The 16927-nt window shown below is 70.4% G+C and carries 15 protein-coding genes and 3 pseudogenes; 5 read left to right on the top strand and 13 right to left on the bottom strand.

What is annotated here, in order from left to right:
• The first annotated feature begins 31 nt into the window (after positions 1-31).
• Both IE260_RS23760 and IE260_RS23755 read left to right on the top strand, forming a co-directional pair.
• Entirely contained in the window at positions 32-1777 is a 1746-nt protein-coding gene (locus IE260_RS23760) for an FAD-dependent monooxygenase (protein WP_189875139.1), read from the top strand.
• 121 nt (positions 1778-1898) lie between these two features.
• Positions 1899-2330: a nuclear transport factor 2 family protein gene (locus tag IE260_RS23755; RefSeq protein ID WP_229881124.1), complete on the top strand. Its 432-nt coding sequence runs from the start codon at positions 1899-1901 to the stop codon at positions 2328-2330.
• A 252-nt stretch (positions 2331-2582) separates the two neighbouring features.
• Here IE260_RS23755 and wrbA read toward each other — a convergent pair whose 3' ends face one another.
• Positions 2583-3200: an NAD(P)H:quinone oxidoreductase gene (gene wrbA, locus IE260_RS23750; protein ID WP_189875135.1), complete on the bottom strand. Its 618-nt coding sequence runs from the start codon at positions 3198-3200 to the stop codon at positions 2583-2585.
• A gap of 397 nt (positions 3201-3597) precedes the next feature.
• On the opposite strand from wrbA, the pseudogene IE260_RS23745 reads away from it, so the two are divergent.
• Positions 3598-3729, top strand: a pseudogene (locus tag IE260_RS23745) (CoA-transferase); the annotation flags it as partial.
• Positions 3730-4164: 435 nt separating this feature from the next.
• Complete coding sequence (locus IE260_RS23740) at positions 4165-4830, top strand: MSMEG_1061 family FMN-dependent PPOX-type flavoprotein (RefSeq protein WP_189875133.1); 666 nt, start codon at positions 4165-4167, stop codon at positions 4828-4830.
• A 1350-nt stretch (positions 4831-6180) separates the two neighbouring features.
• On the opposite strand, the gene IE260_RS23735 is transcribed toward IE260_RS23740, so the two are convergent.
• The 4 genes and pseudogenes from IE260_RS23735 to IE260_RS43380 form a co-directional block, all read right to left on the bottom strand.
• Complete coding sequence (locus IE260_RS23735; RefSeq protein ID WP_189875131.1) at positions 6181-6636, bottom strand: VOC family protein; 456 nt, start codon at positions 6634-6636, stop codon at positions 6181-6183.
• A 59-nt stretch (positions 6637-6695) separates the two neighbouring features.
• Positions 6696-6971, bottom strand: a pseudogene (locus IE260_RS23730) (hypothetical protein); the annotation flags it as partial.
• 65 nt (positions 6972-7036) lie between these two features.
• Positions 7037-8449 (bottom strand): erythromycin esterase family protein, encoded by a 1413-nt coding sequence (locus tag IE260_RS23725; RefSeq protein WP_189875129.1) that lies wholly within the window; start codon positions 8447-8449, stop codon positions 7037-7039.
• 452 nt (positions 8450-8901) lie between these two features.
• Positions 8902-9117, bottom strand: a pseudogene (locus IE260_RS43380) (helix-turn-helix domain-containing protein); the annotation flags it as partial.
• A gap of 239 nt (positions 9118-9356) precedes the next feature.
• On the opposite strand from IE260_RS43380, the gene IE260_RS23715 reads away from it, so the two are divergent.
• Entirely contained in the window at positions 9357-10259 is a 903-nt protein-coding gene (locus IE260_RS23715; RefSeq protein WP_189875127.1) for an aminoglycoside phosphotransferase family protein, read from the top strand.
• Positions 10260-10396: 137 nt separating this feature from the next.
• Here the strand turns inward: IE260_RS23715 and IE260_RS23710 are convergent, their stop codons facing one another.
• The 8 genes from IE260_RS23710 to purU all read right to left on the bottom strand — a co-directional run bounded on the left by IE260_RS23710 (position 10397) and on the right by purU (position 16923).
• Positions 10397-11218 (bottom strand): MBL fold metallo-hydrolase, encoded by an 822-nt coding sequence (locus IE260_RS23710; protein ID WP_229881122.1) that lies wholly within the window; start codon positions 11216-11218, stop codon positions 10397-10399.
• Between the two features lie 181 nt (positions 11219-11399).
• Positions 11400-11579, bottom strand: coding sequence for a hypothetical protein (locus tag IE260_RS23705; RefSeq protein ID WP_189875125.1), 180 nt, complete (start codon positions 11577-11579; stop codon positions 11400-11402).
• 169 nt (positions 11580-11748) lie between these two features.
• Positions 11749-12552, bottom strand: a complete 804-nt coding sequence (locus IE260_RS23700) for an SMI1/KNR4 family protein (RefSeq protein WP_189875123.1) — start codon at positions 12550-12552, stop codon at positions 11749-11751.
• Positions 12553-12814: 262 nt separating this feature from the next.
• Positions 12815-13117 (bottom strand): sulfurtransferase TusA family protein, encoded by a 303-nt coding sequence (locus IE260_RS23695; protein ID WP_373303390.1) that lies wholly within the window; start codon positions 13115-13117, stop codon positions 12815-12817.
• 8 nt (positions 13118-13125) lie between these two features.
• Positions 13126-14391, bottom strand: a complete 1266-nt coding sequence (locus tag IE260_RS23690) for an MFS transporter (protein ID WP_189875119.1) — start codon at positions 14389-14391, stop codon at positions 13126-13128.
• A gap of 206 nt (positions 14392-14597) precedes the next feature.
• Positions 14598-14837, bottom strand: a complete 240-nt coding sequence (locus IE260_RS23685) for a hypothetical protein (protein ID WP_189875117.1) — start codon at positions 14835-14837, stop codon at positions 14598-14600.
• Positions 14834-15511, bottom strand: a complete 678-nt coding sequence (locus IE260_RS23680; RefSeq protein WP_189875115.1) for an ArsR/SmtB family transcription factor — start codon at positions 15509-15511, stop codon at positions 14834-14836. Before IE260_RS23680 ends, IE260_RS23685 begins: the two co-directional genes overlap by 4 nt.
• Before the next feature lie 557 nt (positions 15512-16068).
• Entirely contained in the window at positions 16069-16923 is an 855-nt protein-coding gene (gene purU / locus IE260_RS23675) for a formyltetrahydrofolate deformylase (RefSeq protein ID WP_189875113.1), read from the bottom strand.
• Positions 16924-16927: the final 4 nt, after the last annotated feature.

Raw genomic sequence — 16927 nt, 5'->3', positions numbered from 1 at the left:
CCTGATCACCAGGAGAAGAGAGCCGCTTTTCATGCGCACCATCGACACGTCCGTACTCGTCGTCGGGGCCGGGCCGGCCGGCCTCACCGCGGCCGCCCTCCTCGCCCGTGACGGCATCGACACGATCACGGTGACGAAGTACCAGGGCACCGCCAACTCGCCCCGGGCCCACATCACCAACCAGCGCTCCGTGGAGGTCTTCAGGGACCTCGGCATCGAGGACCGCGTCCGGGCACTGGCCACACCCCACCACCTGATGGGCAACAACGTCTGGGCCACCAGCTTCGCCGGCCAGGAGTTCGCGCGGCTGATGACATGGGGCACCGGCACCGCCCGCAAGGCCGACTACGAGGCCGCCAGCCCTTCCCGGATGTGCAACGCCCCCCAGCACATCCTCGAACCGGTCATTCTCGAGGCGGCGCAGGAGGCGGGCGCCGACATCCGCTTCTCGACCGAACTGGTCCAGATCCGCCAGGACGAGGAGGGTGTCCTCGCCACGGTGCGGGAGCGCACCACCGGGTCCGAGTACGCCATCCGCGCCCAGTACGTGGTCGGCGCCGACGGCGGACGCTCCACCGTCGCCAGGGACCTTGGATTCACCTTCGAGGGAGAGACCGGTCTCGGCGCCGCCGTGAACGTCTGGCTGGAGGCGGACCTCACGAAGTACACCGCCCACCGGCCGGGCGCGCTGTACTGGATGTGCCAGCCCGGCAATGACTACTGGGTCGGCAGCGGCACGTTCATCTGCGTCAAACCGTGGACCGAGTGGGTCATGTTGTTCATGTACGACCCGGCCGACGGCGACCCCGACCTCAGCGAGGAAGCGCTGCTGGCCCGCGCGCACACCACCATCGGCGACCCCGAGGTGAACGTGCGCATCAAGGCGGTCAGCCGCTGGGAGATCAACCACATAGTCGCCGCCGAGTACCGCAAGGGCCGGGTTTTCCTCGTCGGTGACGCCGCCCATCGTCACCCGCCCGCCAACGGCCTGGGGTCCAACACCTCCGTCCAGGACTCCTACAACCTGACGTGGAAACTCTCCGCGGTCCTCCGCGGCCACGCCGGCCCGGGCCTCCTCGACAGCTACCACCAAGAGCGCCAGCCGGTGGGGCGTCAGGTCGTCGACCGCGCCATGCAAAGCGTGCGGGACATGCTGCCGATATCGCAGGCCCTCGGTTTCCGCCCCGGCCAGAGCGCGGAGGAGGGATGGGCCAGCCTGGAAGAGCTCGCCGACGACAGCGACACCGGCCAGGAGCGCCGCCGTGCCCTGCGGGAAGCGGTCGAGCTGCAGAACTACCAGTTCAACTGCCACGGCGTAGAACTGGGCCAGCGCTACGCGTCCTGTGCCGTGATCGACGACGGTACGCCGTACCCGCCCTTCGAGCATGACCCCGAGCTGTACTACCACCCCACCACCCACCCGGGCGCCTGTCTGCCGCACGCCTGGCTCCAACACGGCACGGATCGTGTCTCCACACTCGACCTCGCGGGCGGTGGGCGGTTCTCCCTGATCACGGGGATCGGTGGCGAGCCGTGGCTGCGGGCGGCCAAGAAGGCCGCCGCGGAATACGGCATCGCCCTGCCCGTCCACAGCATCGGCGCCCGGTGCACCTACGAGGACGTGCTCGGGGACTGGGCCCGGTTGCGGGAGGTCGGGGACCGGGGATGCCTCCTCGTCCGGCCGGACCGGCACATCGCCTGGCGCAGCCACGACCTGCCGACCGATCCGGAGCAGGAGCTGCGCAGGGCCCTGGACGGGATCCTGGCGCGCGGCTGACAGCACTGCCCACCCGGTTCCATTTCACCCATTGTTCCGGACTGCCGTCCCCGGCCTGGTACGTCGCCTCGCGGCCGGGGACGGCGCACGGCATCCACACCCAAGGAGGAACATGACACCCGTGTCGTCTCTCGCGACATCGGCGGAGGACCACAAGGCCGTCGCCGTCGACTATTTCAAGCGCCTGGACACCGGCCGGGACCTGCTGGACCTCTTCGACGACGAGGCCTACGTCTGCTTCCCCAAGCACGTGCCTGCGCGCGGCACCGAGGAGGTGCGCCGGCTGTTCACCGACATCGGCGCGCTGTTCACCTCGATCGTCCACGAGATCCCGTACTTCAACTACATCGCCGAGGGCGAGTTCCTGGTGGTCGAAGGGTTCACCCACGGGGTCCTGGCCGACGGCACCTCCTGGCACGCCGGGCAGGGCCTCGGCGGGCGCTTCTGCAACGTCTTCCACATCCGCGATGAGAAGATCCAGCGGCTGTTCATCTACCTCGACCCCGACTACGCCGACGCCGACACCAAGCGCTTCCCGTGGCTGAACTCCTGACAACCCGTTCCGCGCGGGCCGTTGATCCACCGTAAGCAGTCGACTCCGCAGGGATCACCTGTGGAGTCGACTGCTTTCAAGGGCGCGGGACGTGTTGTCCGGCGAGTGCCGTGCGGTGGCGGAAGGGGCCCCGCATGCGGGCGCGCCGCCCCTCCCGTGCAGGGGAAGGAGCGGCGCTGGAAGGCACGTTCGCGCGGGCAGCGGTAAGGCAAGGCCGCGGGCGCGCCACCATGGTCGGCTCGTTGTCCGGCCTCAGGCAGAGAGACCGTTCTTGAGCGCTTCGGCGATCTGTACGACGCGCTCGGCCTGGTGGCGGGCCGCGTTGCGGGTCTGGTCGCCGATGGGGTTGCTGCCCTGGGCGTCGACGTGGGAGGTGCCGTAGGGGTTGCCGTCGACGAACTTGACCGGGTCGGTGTAGCCGGGGCTGACGATCAGGCCGCCGAAGTGGTGGATGGAGTTGTAGAGCGCAAGGAGGGTGGACTCCTGGCCGCCGTGGGTGGTGGCGGTGGTGACGAAGCCGCTGTAGACCTTGTTGGCCAGCTTGCCCTGGGCCCACAGGCCGCCGAGCGTGTCGATGAACTGCTTGAGCTGGGAGGAGATGTTGCCGAAGCGGGTGGGGGTGCCGAAGATCACCGCGTCGGCCCACTCCACGTCGTCCGCGGTGGCCACGGGGATACCGGCGCTGGCGGCGGCGTGGGCGGCCCAGGCCTCGTTGGCGGCGACGGCGGCCTCGGGGGCAAGTTCGGCAGCCTTGCGCAGGCGGACCTCCGCACCGGCCTTCTCCGCGGCGTCGGAGATCTCCTTGGCGATCTCGGCACTGAAACCGGTCGACGAGTAGTAGACAACTGCCAGCTTGACGGGGGAAGTCACAGAGAATCTCCGTTCACTGATGAGTGCATGTGCCCTCACGGCCCATGACAAGGCATGGCCCGCCGACTATCGGTTCGTAGAGCGAGGGCCACCGATGTCGTTGAACAGTAAACCATTGTGGGCGGGTGGGGACAGCCCGCCACGGATGCTTCGGATCACGTTTCGAACATCCCATGATTTTCGAAAGTTGCTTGACGCGCGTACAAGGGCCTTGAGACTGTGGCTGGGCTTCGCAGGCCGGCGTCGAACCCAAAAGTCGCGCACTCCTCAACCGCCGGCCCTCAGTGCCACCCGGCGGAAGGGGTGGGCCCCCGGGGGCGTGGATCCGTCCGCTCCCTGACTCGGCCACGCTCACGCTTCCCTCCACGCGGCCGGGGACGACTCCGCCGCCGCCGAGATGGCCGCACGCGCGGCGGCCGAACTGACCAGCGGGTCCTACGTCAACCTGGGCATCGGACCGCCCACGCTCGTGCCGAACTTCCTGCCGGCCGGAGTCGACGTGGTGCTGCAGTCCGAGAACGGCATCCTCGACGAAGCGGTCGCGGTGGTCGCGCAGGGCGGCGGTGTCGGAGCGGTTGTCCCAGACGTGGTGGCGGCGGTCCTGGTAGAAGTCATGGCGGCTGTCGCGGCCGGATCCGGTGTGGACGCGGACGGTGGATCGGCCGTCCAGCCGCTAGTGGTCGAGGGGTCCTGCTGGAGCTGTGACCACGGTGGTGCGTCGAGTGGCTCAGGCTCGGTTTCGAGGGGGCCGACGACGGCGGCCCGATCGCGGTTCCGGCGACCTTAGGGGCCCGCGTCCACGAGCACCGACAGCCAGCAGGCGGCTGTGGCGTGCGGCAGGGCGGCGCCCCGGCGCGGCCCGACGTACGCCGAGGAACCCGGCCGAGGAGCAGCCACCGGTCAACGCGGGCGAGATCACGCGCTGACCCGCGTATTGCCTCGGTCGTCTCCTAGGGTCGTCCGTATGATGATCGACACTGGGGCCGCCGGCTTGCTCTTCGAATCCCTCCAGGCAGACGCCGTCACCAGCCCGGACCAGCTGCGCGAGCTCTACCCGCAGCCGAACCCGAACTCGCTCCGCAAGGAGATCGACCGCCTGACCGAGGAGGCCCGGGCGCTGATCGGCTGTTCCTCGCTGGTTTTCATCGGCAGTGCGGACGTCGAGGGCCGGGCGGACGTGACGCCGCGTGGCGGCCCGGCCGGGTTCGTCTCGGTGCTGGACGAACGGACCTTGGCGATCCCCGACGCGACCGGCAACAAGCGGCTCGACACCCTGCACAACGTGCTGCAGACCGGACACGTCGGCCTGCTCTTCCTCATCCCCGGCAGCCCGACCACGCTGCGCGTCAATGGCCGCGCCTGTGTCTCGGCGCGCCCGGAGCTGCTCGCCCAACTCACTCCCGTCGGCAAACCGCCGGTCACGGCGATTGTGGTGCATGTCGAGCAGGTCTATCCGCACTGCCCGAAGTCGCTGATGCGCGCCGACGCCTGGCAACCGGAGCAGTGGGTGCCTGCCGACGCCCAGCCGACCAGCGCCGAGGTGACGCTGGCCCAGCTGAACCTGCCGGGCCTGACCCTCGATCAGGTCAAGGAGGCCGAGCGGGAGTCACTGCGCCTGCGTTACGAGTGAATTCGGACTGAGTCACTCCCGGCGACCGAGCTCTCCACGGTCTGAGGGGCTCCCCTGCCGCAGCAGCTGCGGCAGGGGGACTCCCAGGCCGGGCGCCGGCGCTCGGCCCGGACTCGGCCCCGGAGACCCAGCCCTCCGTGCTACCGATCCTGACCGATGTCTCCGTCCCCGTCGCGTACGCTGAACCAGCCCTGGGACGAGGGCGCAACCCAAGGTGAGCAGCGCTTCGTTGATGTCGTCGTGGACATCCCAGCGGATTCGCAGGCGCCGGAAGTGGTGCAGGAGCGTGCCGAGCCGTCCACTGGAAAGGCAATGCTCAAGGCCTGTGGATCGGCTCAGCGCGGCGTGAAGCTCCGACCAGCGTACGACTGTGCCTAACTCCATGGTCTGACTCCCCTGTGGGTGCATGCGCCCATAGACGCGCGCGTTTCCGCCCTGGAGACGGACGTGGCCGCGCGAGGGCACGTGACAGCCTCCGGGATGTCACAACCAGCCCGCCAACAGGGAGCCGTCCTCATGACCAACAGCGCACTGCCACCCACCGCTGCACGTCCTGTGACCGCTGTACCTGTCCCCCCGTGGGCCCGGCGTGCGGCGGCCGCAGTCTGGGTCTGCCCCAGAGCGTCCGAGGTGACGTACCGCTCCAGGCCAGTGCCCTTCTCGGACCCCCTGCGGTACGCCTCCGCCTCCGCCTGAGTCATCCCCCGGTACGCCTCCAATACCTTCGTCTCGTCCGCCGCCTCTGGATCCGCCGGCGCCGACGACGTCGTAGTCGACTGCGCAGACGGCGATGCGTCGGCGCCGGCGTGGTCGGCGTCCTGGCTGTCGCTGGTGCCGGAGCCGCATCCCCCAAGGATCGTCATGAGCATCACTGCGCAGGCGCAAACTGCGCCCGTCCTCGGTGTGCTGGCCCTGCGCACCTCTTCCCCCTGCGTACGACGTCGCTGATGATCGTCACCGTAGCCGCTCACACACCCACCGTCACGGGCGATGCAACACCAATCGCCAGCCCCGACCACGGCCCTCCCCCGCCCCGACTATCACCCCCCAGACCCCGACCATGGACCCGACCACTGCAGGTCACAGCGTTGCACAGACCATCCGGCCGAAAACTGCGCAACAACCCGCCCGCTGCGCACCGGACGACGTCAGCCAGGCAACCCCCGGCTGCGCAGAGCACGTCGGCAGGCCGATGCTGCGCAATGGTCACAGGCGCGAATGAGCAGACCCACTGCCCACCAGGCGGCCCAGTGCGCAACCGCCACCGCCCCGCGGCTTCTTGGGGCGGCGGACGAATCGGTGACTGCACAGCGGGCCGAGGAAGCAGGCTGAGCACCGTTGCAACGGCCTTCAGACGACGTCGAATTCGTTGCCCTCGGGATCTTGCATGGCGGCGGCGTAGAGCCCCATGGCCGGCTCATCCTTGATCCGCAGCACGGTGGCACCAGCTGTGACCAGCCGTTCCACCGTGGCCTTGACCCGTTGTGTGCGGACGTCCAGTGGGACGTCACGGCCGCCGCCGACCTTCAGGTCGAAGTGCCACCGGTTCTTGGCGACCTTGGGCTCCGGAACCTGCTGGAACCACACCCTCGGTCCACGTCCCGCGGGATCGATGATCGACTCCGGAATATCCCCGGCACCGGTCGGCAACTCTTCCTCGGGCACCCCCACCGCCGCCCAGTAGGCACGCCACGTGGCGTGCCCGCCCGGCGCAGGCTCAGGCACGTAGCCCAGGGCCTCCGCCCAGAACGTCACCATTCTCTGCGGATCGGAGCAGTCGATCGTCAGCTGCACTGTCATCTCCATGCTCGGAGCATCCCAGGCAGGTCTGACAGACGATGCACTTCCGTAACAGGCCCTGACTGGACCTCGATGCAGGCGACGACGACCACGGTGCGCAGGGCGGTGACGAAGTGCAGGACGCGGCCCTGGTCGACGTCGTCGGTGTACTGGCGCCGCTGGGGGCCGGTGGTGTCGCCGGGGATCGGCTGGCCGATCTCGGGGGTGACGGAGATGACGACCAGGGTGCGGTCGAGGGCGTGGAGCTCTGCTTCGCTGGTGAGGGACTCCAGCTGTTTCGCGGCGGCGTCGGAGAAGGTGATCCGGGCGGGGAAGCAGCGGGAGGGGAGCGGGGTACGCACCGGCGGCGCGGGGACTTCGCACCGGCCGACCTCCCGCGCCGCCGCCGCGCCGCGCGGGCCCGGTGCTACTGGAGCATACGGGCCGCCTCCACCCGCTGGAGGTGGATCACGACGTCGTGCGACTCCGCGAGCCGGATCTGCGGGGCGTCCGCGATCCCGGGGTAGGTGGCGCCGATGTTCTTGACGGTGCGCGGCGCGGCGAGCCAGGCGCGGGCCGCCGCCGGGGCGTTGCGCAGGTCCACCACGAAGTCGCGGTACCGTACCCGGTCGAGGGTGTGCTCGGTGGTGCCGGGCGCGGCCGGGCCGACGGTGAAGCGGTGGACGCCGCCGTCCTGGCCGAAGGCGTTGAACGAGCCCCGGTCGAAGGTGAGGCCGACACTCAGGTAGCCGCCGCCCAACTGCTCGCGGAGGAAGTCGCCCTGAACCTTCGGATAGGTGCCGGGGACGTAGGTCCTGAGGGCGATGTGGCCGTTGTGGGCGGCGAGCGCGATCTTGTCGCCGGTCCGCTGCTGCCACCAGGCGACGTTCTCCGCCATGATCCGGTCGCGGTGGAGCATGGCGTCGGTGATGCCCTGTGGGTCGTCCAGGTCGAAGGCGTACAGCGTGGTCATCTGGTGGATCGCGGTGGCGTGCTGGACGGCCCAGGCGTGCGCGTCGGCGTCGGCGCCGGTGCCGGGCCGCTGCTTGAGCAGGTCCACCGCCCGGCCGGTCCGCTCGGCGAGCTCCTTCCGTTCGGCCATCGGCTTCGACAGGTAGTCGTTGACGTACGTCTCGGCATCGGTGGCGGGCCGCAGGCCCCGGTACAGCTCGGTGAGCCGCGGGGCGAGTTCGGGGCGGGCCGCGGCCGCGTAGGCGTTCACCTCGTCGTACAGTTCGGCACCGGCGAACCCGCTGTCGTCGCCGACGAAGCGGACCGGGTCCTTCGGGTGCTTGACGTTGTACGCGCGCATCCACTGGAGCAGATCGCGGTACTCGGCGTTGTTCCACCACCGGTAGTCGCCCTGGAACTCCTCGTCCATGATCTGCTTCAAGTCGCCCTCGCCGCGCAGGAGGTAGGCGTCGATCCGCAGGCCGGTGCTCCACGGGGCTTCGAGGGCGAAGGCCCGGAAGCCCTTCTCCTCGACCAGGTACCGGAAGACCCGGTGCTTGACGGTGAAGAACTCGTGCGAGCTGTGGGTGGCCTCGCCCAGGCCCACCACCCGGGCGTCGCCGACCATCCGGCCGAACGGGCGGAGGTCGCCCAGGCCGCCGCGGGGCTCGGTGGTGCGCAGCGGGTGGGCCACCCGGCCGAGGGCCGCCTCGGGGGAGCGGAACGCGGCGGCCGCGGCCTCCTCCGGGCCGGCGGGCGCGGCGGCGACGGCGGAGGCCGATGCGGCGGCCGGGGCGGGCGGGGTGGCGGCGGAGGCGGCCGGGGCGACGGCCAGGGTGGCACCGAGCGGGACGAGCAGGGCGGCGAGCAGGGCCTTGTGCGTGTTCATGGGCCCAACTCTCGCCGCGCGGGGGCGCCCCGGACCATCCGCTGCGCCCCCCGATCGGCCCGGGGGTTAGCTCTACCCGTCGATGGGTGGGGGCCGGGACCCTGGTCCCGGTCGTGAACACAGCTCGACCGTAGGCACTACGCAGTGCTACATGTCCGTTCGCCGTAGCCATACGAGGTGCCCTTGAGCTGCTTGACCGGGTAGCGCATCTGCGCGGGTGCGCTCTCGGGGCCGGGCGGGTGAACGATTTCTGCACCGCGGCGTCCAGGCCGTCGCCGAACAGGCTCATGGCCCTCCCCTACTCGCCGTTGTCGGTGTCGGTGACAGTGCCGTCCTTGAGGTAGCGGGCGAGGTTGAGGTCCGGGGCGTCGAACCGCTCGCGGACCTCCTCGCCCCAGAGGACGGGGAAGCCGGTCGAGCCGCGCGGCCCGGAACGTGAGGCGTACGCACGTCTGTTGCTTGACCGACTCCCAACCGGACACCGTGGCCCGGCGCACCTTCAGTGCCGCTGCCACCTGGTCCAGCGTCAGGCCGCGGGCCTGGCGCAGCCGCTTGCGCTCCTCCACCGACGGCAGCGCAGCGCGGGACGCGACCAGTGCGTCGACCGCGTCGAAAGTACGTGTCGTGTACCAAAGGCGTTCGGAGGTGCTTGGGCAGCCCGCGAAGATTGGACACTGCCCGGCAGGTGCTGGAAGTACCACCCCGCCCGGACGCGCCCTGGGCGTTCGGCTTGCCGAGCGGTGCTCGGCTCAGTCCCCGTTACCGCCCCGGCATCATGGTGGGGAGCGTCGCGAGAAGTGGTCTCATGGCCGGCGGCCAGGAGGAGCAGGGCGCGGTGGCCACCAGATCCGCCGGTGTCATTCCCGGACGGCTTCCAAGACCTCTCGACCCAGTAGTGTGCCTTCGCATGACCGACTCCGGGATCGAGATCACCGCAGCCCTGGTCCACGCCCTGCTGCAGGAGCAGCATCCGGACCTTGCGGGTCTGGTCATCCGCGAAGTAGCAGGCGGATGGGACAATCGACAGTGGCGCCTCGGGGACGAGTTGGCCGTGCGCATGCCGCGTACGGAACGGGCCCCGGAGCTCCAGCGCAAGGAGTGCCGGTGGCTGCCCGTCCTGGCCCCGCGCCTGCCGCTACCGGTTCCGAACCCTGTGCGGATCGGTGAACCGTCCGCGCGCTTCCCGAGGTCCTGGACCATCATGACGTGGGTTCCGGGCGAGCCCCTGGACCGCACCTCGATCAGCCGCGGCGACCACGCTGCCGCCGCGCTGGCGGACTTCCTCAGGGCGCTCCATGTGGAGGCACCCGGCGAGGCGCCGACCAGTTCGGACCGCGGCGCTCACCCCAAGAAGTGCACGGACGGCTTCGACCACTTCTTCCGAGCCGTTGTTCCCGACGGCATTGCCGACGAGGTCCGGGCCGTCTGGGACGATGCCGTTGCGGCCCCGGATTGGGAGGGCGCGCCGGTATGGGTGCACGGTGACCTGCATCCCGCGAATGTCGTCGTCTCGGACGGGACGCTTTCGGGCGTGATCGACTTCGGTGACATGTTCGCCGGTGATCCGGCGTGGGACCTCGCGGCCGCTTGGGTGGTCCTTCCCGCGGGCGCCGCCTCACGGTTCTTCGACGCGTACGCGCATGCCGACAAGGCGACGATCCGGCGCGCCCGTGGGTTGGCTGCTCTGAAGAGCCTGTTCCTCATGCTGATGGGCCAGAACGGAGACCGGGGCCTGCCTGGCGGCAAGCCGACATGGGGACCCGCAGGCCGGGCAGCGCTCGATCGCGTGCTGAGAGACAGCGTGATGTAGCCGGGAGCGACGAGCGTCCACGGGCAGTTCGGTCTGCACCCGGCCCCTGCAGGGACTCTGTGGGATCGGACGGCTTGGAGCCCGAGCAGCCGTATCCAGCTCCGCCCTCGCCAAGCACTGCAGGATGTCGTGGATGGTCAGGACAGGCCGAACATCAGCCATGCCTGGTGGGCGGCCCAGGTGGGGTACAGCTCGCCCATGGCGTCGAACAGCTCGCGTTCGCCGGAGGTCTCCTTCTGGAGACGGTCGAAGTCGACGAGGTACTTCTTCGTCCAACCGATGGCCTGCGGCGTGTCGGCGACACCCGGCTTCTTGTGGCCCGCGACCGCGGTCTTGGGGCTGAATGCGGAGAGCCGGTCCAGCGCGGTCATCCAGTTCTCGCGGATCTCGGGCGTGGTCTGGGCGACGTACTGGTGGCACTGGTTGTAGAGGACGTCCCCGCCGACGACGAGGTCGAGCGCGGGCACGTGCAGGGAGGTGCTGTCGGGGGCGTCGGTGTGGCCCTGCGCGATGATGCGCAGCTCGTGGCCCTCCAGGGCGAAGGCCTCGTCCTCGTAGGGCTCCGGCAGCGTGATCACGGCCGGCAGTTGACCCGGCAGGAGCTTGCGGTAGAAGGGCACCGGCTGCCGGCGTGCCAGGTCGACGGTCTTCGGCGTGGCGATGGCCCGCGCCCCGGGGAAGTGACGCAGCAGCACGCTCAGCCCGGCGAAGTGGTCGAGGTGGCCGTGGGTGATGTAGATCGTCGTGAGGTTACGGTGGTGCAGTTCGACCCAGGCGGCCAGCGCCTCGGCCTCGGCGACAGTGGTGAGCGGGTCGACCAGGACCGCGTCGCTCTCGCCGTAGATCAGTGTCGACGTCATCGGGTCCCAGGCCATCGGTGGGCCGAACGGCCGCGGGCGGTCCCCCACCACCGGCTTCTCCGGGGCGTCGAAGACGTTGAAGTGCAGCACGGATGCCATGTCGATCAGTTCCTCTCGGTGGCCCGGCTCCCGCGTCCCGTTCTGGGTGACTTCGCCTGTCCGTGCCGGTGAGCGGAGGGGTGCCACACAGCTGAGGGCGGAACCGCGATGCCCGTGGTGGCGACAGCCTCACCATTGCAGGTTCTATGTCATACGCCATAGAACCGTAGTAACGGATGCTTCACATCGCATCACGAGCACCGGAAAGGCGCATCGAACGTGGCTGACGGCGCATCGGCCAGGTGCTCTCGTGCGGTCGGCTGAAGTGGACGTCGCTGAGGTCGATCGAGACCATGACCTGGTCGAGGACGGGGTGGCCATCGGCGTCGCGGCGGTAGGCGCGGCGCCTGGTGGGCAGCACGATGCCGTCCGCTTCCCAGTGCAGCCTCCCGCCGTGGCGATGTTCCCCTCGGCGTGGAACGGCGCGCCCGAGCACTGCGCACCGACCGGTTGTCGCGACGGATCCGCGAAGGAGCCCGAAGCGGATGCGCAGGCTCCGGCGCTGCGGATACCGTCGGCGGCCGGCTCCGTCAGCCGCTTTCCGCGTAGTTCATGAACCAGTGGGTGTCGAAATAGTGGGCCATCGTGAACGGGTGGTGCGGGTCGGTGAGGATGCGGCAGACGAACTCCGCGGTCTGGCAGTCGAAGGGGACGTCCTCACCGTCGAAGGACCGGACGACGACGGGCCAACGGTCGGGGTCGCCGGCGTCGGCTCTCCAGCAGTACGAGTCCTCGTGCTCCGTGCCCGCCCAGATGAGCAGGCCGTCCTCCCTGAGGTACGTCCACGGCTCCTGGTTCAGGTCCAGCCATGCGTCGAAGGCGCCCGAGCCGAACGTCTCCACCATGCGCTTGTAGTCGCTCGGCAGCGCGGTTCCCAGGCGCGACTCCACCTCTGCCCAGTCCACGTCCGGCCGCTGGGCGGGCAGTGTCCAGCCGGTGATCCGTATCAGCCGCTCCACCCAGTCGACGTCTCCGTCCCCGTCGCGAGCGACCGCCAACGGCTCCGGCACCTCTCTGTGAGCGACCACCAGCACCGGCCGCACGGCGCCCTCGGCGTCCCGCGCCGTACCGGTGCCGACCCACTGATTTCCGTACGCCCACGCCCGTATCGTCACGGCCCGGTCCTCGAAGGGAGCGAGGAGGGCCGCGCCCCGGGACTCGTCGACCGTCGGATCGGTGAAGCCGTCGAGGACGAGGGTGCGCGGGAGACCGTACCTGCTGTCGAGCAGTTCGGTCAGCGCCTGTGGGTCCAGGTCGCTGGGCAGGTACGTACAGCCGCCTCCTGGACCGAGTTGGGCCAGCAGGTCGTTGACGGTCGCTTGCGTGAGTTCCATGGCGGACAGTGAAGCGCACCGCACTGACAATGGGCGTCCTCGACGACGTACCTGCCGTTGATTCGGGCAATCGGCCGAGCCGGCCCCGGATCAGGCGGTCACGGCCGGCTTCGCGTCTGCCGAAGGGACGGCACGTGCTGCGAGGCCGCGGTGGTGACGGAAGCGGCGCCCGCGCCGGGAGCAGGGCGGGGTTGCGTCTGCCGGACCCGCGAGGACGGGCTCCTGTCGCAGCTCCAGCACTGTCCGAGCCGGCCCAGAGGGCTCAACGGTCAGCAGCAGGTGTGGCCCGGTGCCAGGGGGCGTCAGGTCGGGTCTGGGCCGGCTGGGCGGTGAGGCGGAGGGAATGGACGTCCTGGAGGCCAGGGACGGGGCCGAGGTATTGGTGGCCGGTCATGTGGCACCAGGCGGGCAGGTCGAGCGGTGCGGCCGGGTCGGTGGCGATGACGTGGACAACCGTGCCGGGCTCGGCTCCCTCGATCTCCTTGCGCAGACGGAGCAGGAGGGTGACGCAGAGCAGGCCGGTGCCGTCGACGGTCATGTCCGGCGCGGGGGTGTCGGGCTTCACGACGGTCCTCATCGGCGGTAGGCGGTGGCGGCGACGGCGGGCAGGAGGGCCAGGGAGAGGATGCCACCGGTGAGGGCGAGGGCAGGGTAGCTGGTGGCGGCGACCATGATGCCGGAGGCCATGCCCCCGGTGGCGCCGGCGATGGCGATGGAGACGTCGACCAGGCCCTGGGTCTTGGCGCGGGTGGCGAGTGGGACGGTGTCGGTGATGATCGCGGTACCGGCCACGAGACCGAAGTTCCAGCCGAGCCCCAGCAGGGCCAGGGCGAGCGCGAGGAGGGCGACGGAGTCGCCGGGCGCGGCTGCGGCGAGGATGCCGGCGGCCAGGAGGGTGATTCCGGAGGCGGCGGCGGTCTTCATGCGGCCGTAGCGGTCGACGAGCCAGCCGGTGAGCGGCGAGGGCAAGTACATGGCGCCGATGTGGACGGCGATGACGAGGCCGGAGGCGGCAGTACCGTGGCCGTGGTCGTGCATGTGGACCGGCGTCATGGTCATGATCGCGACCATGACCAGCTGGGTGAGGACCATGACGAGCGCGCCGAGGACCACGCCCCCGCGCCCTTCCCGTGTGTCCGCGTCGTCTGCGGTGGGCGTCCCGGCGGCGGTTTCGGTTTCCTTGGTCTCGGCGAGGGTGCGGGCCAGGACCAGCGGGTCGGGCCGCAGCCAGAGGGCGAGGACGAGGGCGGCCAGCGCGTAGGCGGCGCCGGAGAGGATGAAGGGGCCGGCGAGGTCGGGCATGCCGAGGTGTTCGGCGAAGCTGCCGGTGGGCGCGGCGAGGTTGGGGCCGGCGACGCCGCCGAGGGTGGTGGCGACCAGGACGGTGGAGACGGCGCGGGCGCGGTGTCCGGGTGCGGCGAGGTCGGCTCCGGCGTAGCGGGCCTGGAGGTTCGTGGCGGTGCCTGCTCCGTAGACGAACAGGGCGGTGAACAGCAGGACCGGGTTGTCCAGGACGGCGGCGGTGATGACGCCGGCGGAGCCCACCGCGCCGGTGAGGTATCCGGCGGCGAGACCGGGACGGCGGCCGCGGACCTGGGAGATGCGCCCGACGGCGATGGCGGCGAGGGCGGATCCGGCGGTGAACAGGGCGCTGGGCAGGCCGGCGAGGCTGGTGGAGCCGAGCATCTCCTGGGCGAGGAGGGCGCCGACGGTGACGCCGGCGGCGAGCCCCGCGCCGCTGAGGATCTGAGAGGCGACCAGGACGCGCAGGATCCGGGGCTGGACCTGGGCGGGGTCGGGTGTGGCGGCCGTCGTGCCGGTGGGCGCGGTCTTGGTCATGTCTCTCTTCCGGAGCGGCGGTGACAGGTGCGGGACCGGCGGGAAGGGCATCGATGGGGTGGGTGGCCCTGGTCGTGCAGGACGAGCCGGTCTCGGCAGCGGGCGGGCGGGCCGTCATGCATCGGCCCGGCGCCGGACGAGCAGCGCCGCGGGCCCGTGCACGGGGTGGGACCAGTCGGCGTCGAGGGCCGCGGCGAGGTCGGCGGTCAGGTCGTCGGCGCCTTCGAGGCCGTGGTGGGTGGTGGTGCCGGGCCGGGTGGTGGCCAGGGACTCGACCTCTCGGCGGGGGTGTGGCTGCTGGGCCGGTCGCCGAGGCGGTCCGTCAGAGACGGCGGCATCGGCGTCGTCACCCGGGGAACGGCCGGGGTGGTGACGTTGTCGTCGAGGTGGACGGGCTCGCCGTGCGGTCCCGGGTGCACGAGGAGGTCACCGCCCGGGCCGGTCACGTCAGGTCCGAGACATCGACGGGCAGCTTCGACAGGCGCCACTCCAGCATGCCGTCGTTGAGACGGATCGCACGGCGGCCCCGGTCGGTCAGCAATCGCACGGCGTCGTAGGCCAGGACGCAGTACTCGCCACGGCAGTACACGACGATGTCGGCGTTCTCGGGGAGCTCGTCGATCCGGTCGGCCAGTTCCTCGACCGGGATGGAGACCGCGCCGGGGATGTGCCCGGCGCGGTACTCCTCCGCCGGCCTGACGTCGAGCACGACGACGTCTCCGGTCTCCACCCGGGCCCGCAGTCCCTCGCGAGTGACTTCCGGCCCGCCGTCCTCCCCCAGGTAGGCGGCACGGGCGGGCGGGACCGTCGTCTGGTGCCTCTCGGCGACCTTGCGCAGCAGCGCGAACAGCTGGGCCACGTCGTCGCCGGCCAGCCGGTAGTGGATGCGCACGCCCTCGCGACGGGTGGCGACGAAGCCCGCCTGCTTGAGGGTCTGAAGATGCGCCGACGCGGTGGTCAGGTTGAGGCCCGCCGCCTTCGCCAGCGCGTCCACGGTGCGCTCGCCCTGGGCCAGCAGGTCGAGCAGCTCCAGGCGCTTTCCGCTGGCCAGCGCCTTGCCGCTGGCCGCGAACGCGTCGTACAGCCGCGCCTTCGTCCCGCTCTTCGTGCTCGCCGACATGGCATCCTCCATAAATCCATGGATTACTGTAGACGAGCCTGTGGGGTGCGACTGCACACTTCGCTCACGAGCTCTTGGAGGACGCCGTGGGCTCCGCGGGACGATCGCCTCATTCCGCTCGTCGACGAAGGCTGGACAACTGCGCCCACTGCTCCCCCGCCTGGAAGAAGCTGATCAACACCACCCGTGGCCGACTTGCCCTGCCCCGCACCTCTGACCCGGTCGCCTCCCCGCTGCCCTCGGCTGAGCGAGCCCTGCCGACTGCCGACTCCCACCCCGTCCGCTGTGCGATCGGCCCTCCCCGCCGCCGTTGGCTTCCGAAGCCGTGGGCGACGGGGGCAAGGCGGAGCGGCTGGAAGTTCCGGCACGTCCGCCGGCGGAGACCGAGCGCTCGCGGGCGTCAGCTGTGACCGGGCGTCAGAGCCGTGTGTGAGAGGAGGGAGGAGGCCTACGGCCCTCGGCGCGTGGCTCCTCCTCTGTTGCCGCGGGCATCGCGGCGGGGCGCCGGCCCGGCAGGCGAGCACAGCAGTGCGGCACCGGTCCGTGGGGATCCGGGGTCAGCTGAAGACCACGGTCCGGTTGCCGTGGAGCAGGATGCGGCCCTGGCAGTGCCAGTTGACGGCGCGGGCCAGTGCCAGGCGTTCGGCGTCGCGGCCGACGGTGACGAGTCGGCCGGGGCCGGCGCGGTGATCGACGCGGATGATCTCCTGCTCGATGATGGGCCCTTCGTCCAGGTCGGCGGTGACGTAGTGGGCGGTGGCGCCGACGAGTTTCACCCCGCGGCGGTGTGCCTGGTGGTAGGGCTTGGCGCCGGCGAAGCTCGGCAGGAAGGAGTGGTGGATGTTGATCGCCCGGCCTTCCAGCCGCTTGCAGAGGTCGTCGGAGAGCACCTGCATGTAGCGGGCGAGGACGACGAGGTCGATGCGATGCTCCTCGACGAGAGCCAGCAGCCGGGCTTCCGCCCGGGGCTTGGTGTCGGGTGTGACCGGGACGTGTTCGAACGGCACGCCCTGGGCCGCGGCCAGCGGCTGAAGGTCCGGATGGTTGGAGACCACCAGGACGATCTCGGCGTCCAGTGCGCCGCTGCGCCACCGGTAGAGCAGGTCGGCGAGGCAGTGGTCGAACTTCGAGACCATCACCAGCACGCGCGGCTTGAGCGCAGCGTCCCTGAGCTGCCATTCCATCCCGAACTCCGCGGCCACGGGTGCGAAGGTGTCCCGCAGACGGTCCGCGGTGATCTCCGCGTCGAGGGCGGTGAAGCCGGTGCGCAGGAACACGATGCCGTGGTCGGTGTCGTCGAACTGCTGGTGTTCGGTGATGTCGCATCCGTGCCGAACGAGGAACGACGTCACGGCGTGAAGGATGCCGGGGCGTTCGGGGCAGCTGAGGGTGAGGACGAACTCGCGGGTCATGGAG

The sequence above is a fragment of the Streptomyces viridiviolaceus genome (assembly GCF_014650995.1).
GTDB lineage: Bacteria > Actinomycetota > Actinomycetes > Streptomycetales > Streptomycetaceae > Streptomyces > Streptomyces viridiviolaceus.
This window is presented reverse-complemented; position numbering and strand designations above follow the sequence as displayed.

Coding starts and splice junctions, on each gene's coding strand:
- IE260_RS23710 (WP_229881122.1), bottom strand. CDS start 11,218: ATGGCATCCGTGCTGCACTTCAACGTCTTCGACGCCCCGGAGAAGCCG.
- purU (WP_189875113.1), bottom strand. CDS start 16,923: ATGACCCGCGAGTTCGTCCTCACCCTCAGCTGCCCCGAACGCCCCGGC.
- IE260_RS23740 (WP_189875133.1), top strand. CDS start 4,165: ATGATGATCGACACTGGGGCCGCCGGCTTGCTCTTCGAATCCCTCCAG.
- IE260_RS23690 (WP_189875119.1), bottom strand. CDS start 14,391: ATGACCAAGACCGCGCCCACCGGCACGACGGCCGCCACACCCGACCCC.
- IE260_RS23725 (WP_189875129.1), bottom strand. CDS start 8,449: ATGAACACGCACAAGGCCCTGCTCGCCGCCCTGCTCGTCCCGCTCGGT.
- IE260_RS23715 (WP_189875127.1), top strand. CDS start 9,357: ATGACCGACTCCGGGATCGAGATCACCGCAGCCCTGGTCCACGCCCTG.
- IE260_RS23700 (WP_189875123.1), bottom strand. CDS start 12,552: ATGGAACTCACGCAAGCGACCGTCAACGACCTGCTGGCCCAACTCGGT.
- IE260_RS23735 (WP_189875131.1), bottom strand. CDS start 6,636: ATGGAGATGACAGTGCAGCTGACGATCGACTGCTCCGATCCGCAGAGA.
- IE260_RS23760 (WP_189875139.1), top strand. CDS start 32: ATGCGCACCATCGACACGTCCGTACTCGTCGTCGGGGCCGGGCCGGCC.
- IE260_RS23680 (WP_189875115.1), bottom strand. CDS start 15,511: ATGTCGGCGAGCACGAAGAGCGGGACGAAGGCGCGGCTGTACGACGCG.